Annotated in this window: 3 protein-coding genes; all 3 read left to right on the top strand. The window is 33.5% G+C overall.

The window, feature by feature from the left end:
- Positions 1-465 precede the first annotated feature (465 nt).
- Positions 466-2,475 (top strand): GBS Bsp-like repeat-containing protein, encoded by a 2,010-nt coding sequence (locus JG537_RS09600; protein ID WP_199545187.1) that lies wholly within the window; start codon positions 466-468, stop codon positions 2,473-2,475.
- A gap of 25 nt (positions 2,476-2,500) precedes the next feature.
- A complete protein-coding gene (locus JG537_RS09605) occupies positions 2,501-3,454 on the top strand; it encodes an SH3 domain-containing protein (protein ID WP_199545189.1) in 954 nt (317 codons plus the stop codon).
- Between the two features lie 759 nt (positions 3,455-4,213).
- Positions 4,214-4,453 carry a hypothetical protein gene (locus JG537_RS09610; protein WP_199545191.1) on the top strand — a complete coding sequence of 80 codons (240 nt, stop codon included), beginning with the start codon at positions 4,214-4,216 and terminating at the stop codon, positions 4,451-4,453.
- Positions 4,454-4,834: the final 381 nt, after the last annotated feature.

Here is a 4,834-nt window from a genome sequence, read left to right on the forward strand (position 1 = left end):
AATAGTAAAACGAACATATTCAACCTCAACTTATTATTTTAATTTACTCAATTATAACATATAACAAAAGACTAGCCTAAAAAGGTCAATTTTAGTGCTAGTCTTCTTTTAGTTTTGCTAACTCTTGGTTCTACAAACACAACTTTTGTGCATTTCATCAAGAATCGAAGGCTTTATAAGCTCATCAACAGCTGCTCCACATTCTTTAATATCCTCAAATGTTACTTGGGTTAATTCAACCGCTGAGAAGGTTTGGTTATATCCTAAGAGTACATGATTGTTTTTTGTCATAGTTTTGTAATATTTTTAATATATTCGCAAAAAAAGTTGAATTTAAATTTTGAAAGCGCTATAATACTATTAAAAGGATTGGCTCTAGAAAGGAATTATGAAAGGAACCATATTGAGTAATTCTTAATTAAACTTACGTAAGTTCGTTGCTTTTTCAATAAAAGGAGTAATATCATGAATAAAAAGATTGTGAACGATAGGAAGCCAAGATACTCAATAAGAAAATATGCTGTAGGAGTCTGTTCAGTCCTTTTAGGTTTTTGGATGGTCTCTTTGTCACAAACAGTTAGTGCAGATGATAATACTGGTAATTCAGACTTTATCAATAATGCTGAAGTAGTACTTGTAGAGAGTGACACTACTGTGTTGAAAGATGGTGAAGATAACAATGATATTGAGGAGCTTATAGAAGTGGAGGAAAATGTTCAAGGAAATAATTCTATTGATGATACAGAGTCTTTAATAGATTCATCTTCCTCTACATCTAGTAACATTGTAAATGATAATGGGGGTGTAGATAATAGTATTGATGATTCGCTTAATAGTGAAGTAGTTAAGAGTAGTGAAGAGGATGAGGCAGACTTTATTGAAAATAATGATGAAGCGCCTACCAGTAATGAAGCAGATAATTTGTCTAATATTGAATTATCTGTAGAAGAAGAGGTAGCTACTGATGAGCCTGATATAGAAATACCAACAACACCAAAAAGGGCAAAAGCATTATCTGCAACCAGTACAGGTGTTATTGGAGATGACTATCCTTATAGTACGGTTTGGGAAATTGACCAATGGGGACTATATACTGGAGAATGTACTTCTTTTGTTGCATGGCGTCTAAGTTCGGTAAATGGATTTGAAATTCCACGTGCGTTTGGAAATGCATCGGAATGGGGAACAAATGCTAGTGCAAGAGGATATGCTGTTAATATGACTCCAGCGGTTGGTTCAGTTGCTTGGATAAGTAGTGGTCATGTTGCGTGGGTTGCAAGTGTATCTGGAGATAATGTTGTTATTGAAGAGTATAATTGGAACGGAGACCATGCTTATCACACAGGAACATATGCAAAAACTCATTATAGTGGATTTATCCACTTTAAAGACATATCATCAGGTTCACAATCTGGAGGAAGTACTACAATTCCATCAAGTGGTACCTATACATTTACCTCTTCAGCAGATGTGAAAGATGCACCGAAAGTATCGGCGAACACAGTTGCTACTTATTCGGCTGGACAAACAGTAAATTATGACAGTACGGTGGAAGGTGATGGCTATCAATGGATTAGCTATATTAGTTATAGTGGTGCACGAAGATATGTTGCTGTATCTGTAATAGAGTCAACAGTAGTTAAGGGAACAATTTCCATAGTCAATGTTGATGGTGATTCTTTTGATGTCCGTATTTCGAATGTATCAAGTAATAAAACCATTACTAAAGTTCTTGTTCCTACCTGGACAAGTGAAAATGACCAAGACGATATTATCTGGTATAATGCAACGAAAGTTAATGATACTACTTATACAGTAACTGTTCCAATAAGCGAGCACGGTAACAGTAGAGGGGAATATGTCGTTCATCTTTATTATGTTTTGAGTGATGGGAAAACCGTTGGGGTAGCAGGAAATACTTACTCAGATATTTGGAAAGGAGTTAATATTGGCTCACCATCAGGAACGATTACTATTCAAAACAACAACAGTAGTAATGGAACATTTGATGTTATTATTTCAAACGTCTATAATCCAGATGGAGTCAAAGGTGTAAAAGTTCCAATATGGTCTACTCAAAATGGACAAGATGATATTGTTTGGTATGATGCCAGCCTACAAAGCAATGGTACCTATAAAGTTTCAGTTTCAGCTTCTAACCATAAGAATAATACAGGCGAATATAATGTTCATCTTTATTATGTTCAAAATGATGGAAGTCTAAAAGGTATTGCAGGTACAACTGTGAATGTTCAAAAGAAGGCAGCATCTATTAAAGCAACAGTAAATGGTAGTACATATACATTTACTGATACTGTAGAAGTTAGAAATGAAGCCAACACCTCTAGTGCTATTGTGTTCTATTTTAATAAAGGTGACTCTGTTAATAATGCTAGTTTAATTACATCAAATGGACACCAGTGGGTTACTTATACGAGCTATAGTGGTGTTAAGAGATATGTCTTGGTTGATTAATGATTGGCAGAAAAGGAGATAAATTATGAAAAACATTATAAAGAAAATAGCTCTATCTTGTGTGATATTATCCTCAATATTTCTTCTGGCATCTTGTAGTTTATTCAATAACCGTTCAACTACTTCTACTAGTTCATCAAGCTCAAGTACTAGTGTAAGTAAGAGTAGTAATAACTCTTCAACTAGTCGTTCTTCTTCACAAACAAAAGAAAGCTCTAGTCAAACAGAAGCGAGTTCTACAGAACAAAATCAAGAACAGTCTGACACTAATCAGACATCGGAACAAAATAATGGTAACGAAAGTTCATCAGTGCCCCAATCAAGTCAACCAGAGTTAAATAATTCTAATTCAGAAGAAGCACAATCTGAACCAGCTCAAAATGATACAGGAATGAACATTAATGAGTTGGTAAATGGTGATTTTTCGAGTGTTTCAGGAACTTGGCAAAATGATTATGGTGATACTATTGTTTTCAATTCTAATGGGGTCGCTTCGAAAAAATATAGTGCTTTAACTAATATGACAATTAATAATAATTACATTAATGCCAGTTTAGCATATACAGCTGGAGGAGGTATTGCTATATGGTTTTATCCTAAAGGAGTAGCGACAACAGCTTTAGGACAAACTTATGGGCAAGATTCTATCGTCATAGCCCATAGTATTGATAAAGAATTACATCCATATTATAAGGTGTCTGATAGTACCGTTGACACCTCTACTGATACGACCTCACAAGCGGGCTCTACAACAGATTCTGCTGTTGTAGATAATTCAGGAGCGTCAGTTTATGTTGGTACATATACTTTTTCAAAGAAAGTTCCTGTAAAATCAGAGCCAAGAGCCTCAGCAACTACTGAATTTTATTTTAATTCAGGAGATTCTATAAATCTTGCACAAAAGCTAGTAGCAGATGGACATACATGGATAACTTATACTAGTTATAGTGGTGCAAAGCGCTATGCTATGATTGATTAAATAAAAGGTACGCAGGGATGCGTGCCTTTTCTAACTAACCTTTTATGGTTACTAAAAAGTATCTAAAATTAATAAGAAATATCAATTTTAGAAAATTATTATAGAAAAGAAGCTTATAAAATCAATATTTTTGAGATTTAAAATTGATAGTGTCGCACTCAAAATCCAGTGTCCGCAAGGACGTGCCGGTTCGACCCCGGCCGCCGGTATAGTATAGCGTAGATGAAAGTCCTATTATATAGGGCTTTTTTGTTGCTTTTTTAATTTATGTCTTGCTTATAATTCTTGCAAGTTTAGATTTTTTTGTTTTATGTTATCTTATTTAATTTGTGTATTAGATATTCACTTTTTATTATAGCCATTTATTTTTAGGTATTTTAGGGGAGTTCCATTTACTTAATTTGATGTTACTTGTGGTGTGTTATCTACTGACGGTAAATTTTACATAGGAATTGATCCTGGTTTATCTCCAAAATGGATAATTGTCCAATTTAAAGGTTTTCTTTGTAAAAAATTTTTGTTTATGACAATATTAAGCTTTTAAGAAAAGTCGATTTATGGTTATTAATTCATGATAATCAAGATCAAAAATGGAAGAAAATCTTTTAGCTGGTAAGGCGGTTATTTGTTAAAGTAAGAGGCTATTAACAGAGTTAGTACCTTCTGAAGTTTCATTTTTAAACAGGAGGAAAGAAAATACTATTTTTTATAAGGGTTATCAGATAAGTATTAAAGCTGCTCCGGCCTGTCTGCTAGTAATTGGATAACGAAAAAGTATTGGGTAAAGTTAATGGGGATGTTGTTTCAATGTCGATCTCATTTGAAAGTAAAGTTATTTATTTTGCTGGTGATACGGATTATTCTCAAAAAATAATAAAAGTACTTTCTGATAAAGTCGAATATATTTTTCCTAGTCCTGAAGCTGTTAAGCCAAATTTTTTTAGAGGTCCATTTAGGATGAATCTCCAGATGTTGAATCAACTTAAATTAGCTGTATAACCGAGGGAGATTTTTTCCTCTCCATATAGATGATTATAGTCACTAACTGAACATTTTGAAATTTCACAACCGAAATGGCACTAATTTTATGCTTTTTAATTTTTTATTAGACTTCTTTTTTAATTTCCACTTGACAGAAGATAAAATAGATGATAAATTATTAAAGTTGCTGCTTGAGGGGCTCCACGGAAGAGGAAATCCAAGAGAAAAAAATCTTAAAAAAAGATGTTGACAAAATCAAATGGCAATGCTAAACTAATATAGCTGTTGTCCGAGAGGGTAGCGGTAACAGATTTGAAACAAGTTTGAAAAAACCTTGAAAAAGGTATTGACAGCGAGTTTTAAATTTGATAGAATATAGAAGTTGTCTCTGATGAGACA

Origin of the sequence: Streptococcus vicugnae (assembly GCF_016461705.1) — a bacterium.
Lineage (GTDB): Bacteria > Bacillota > Bacilli > Lactobacillales > Streptococcaceae > Streptococcus > Streptococcus vicugnae.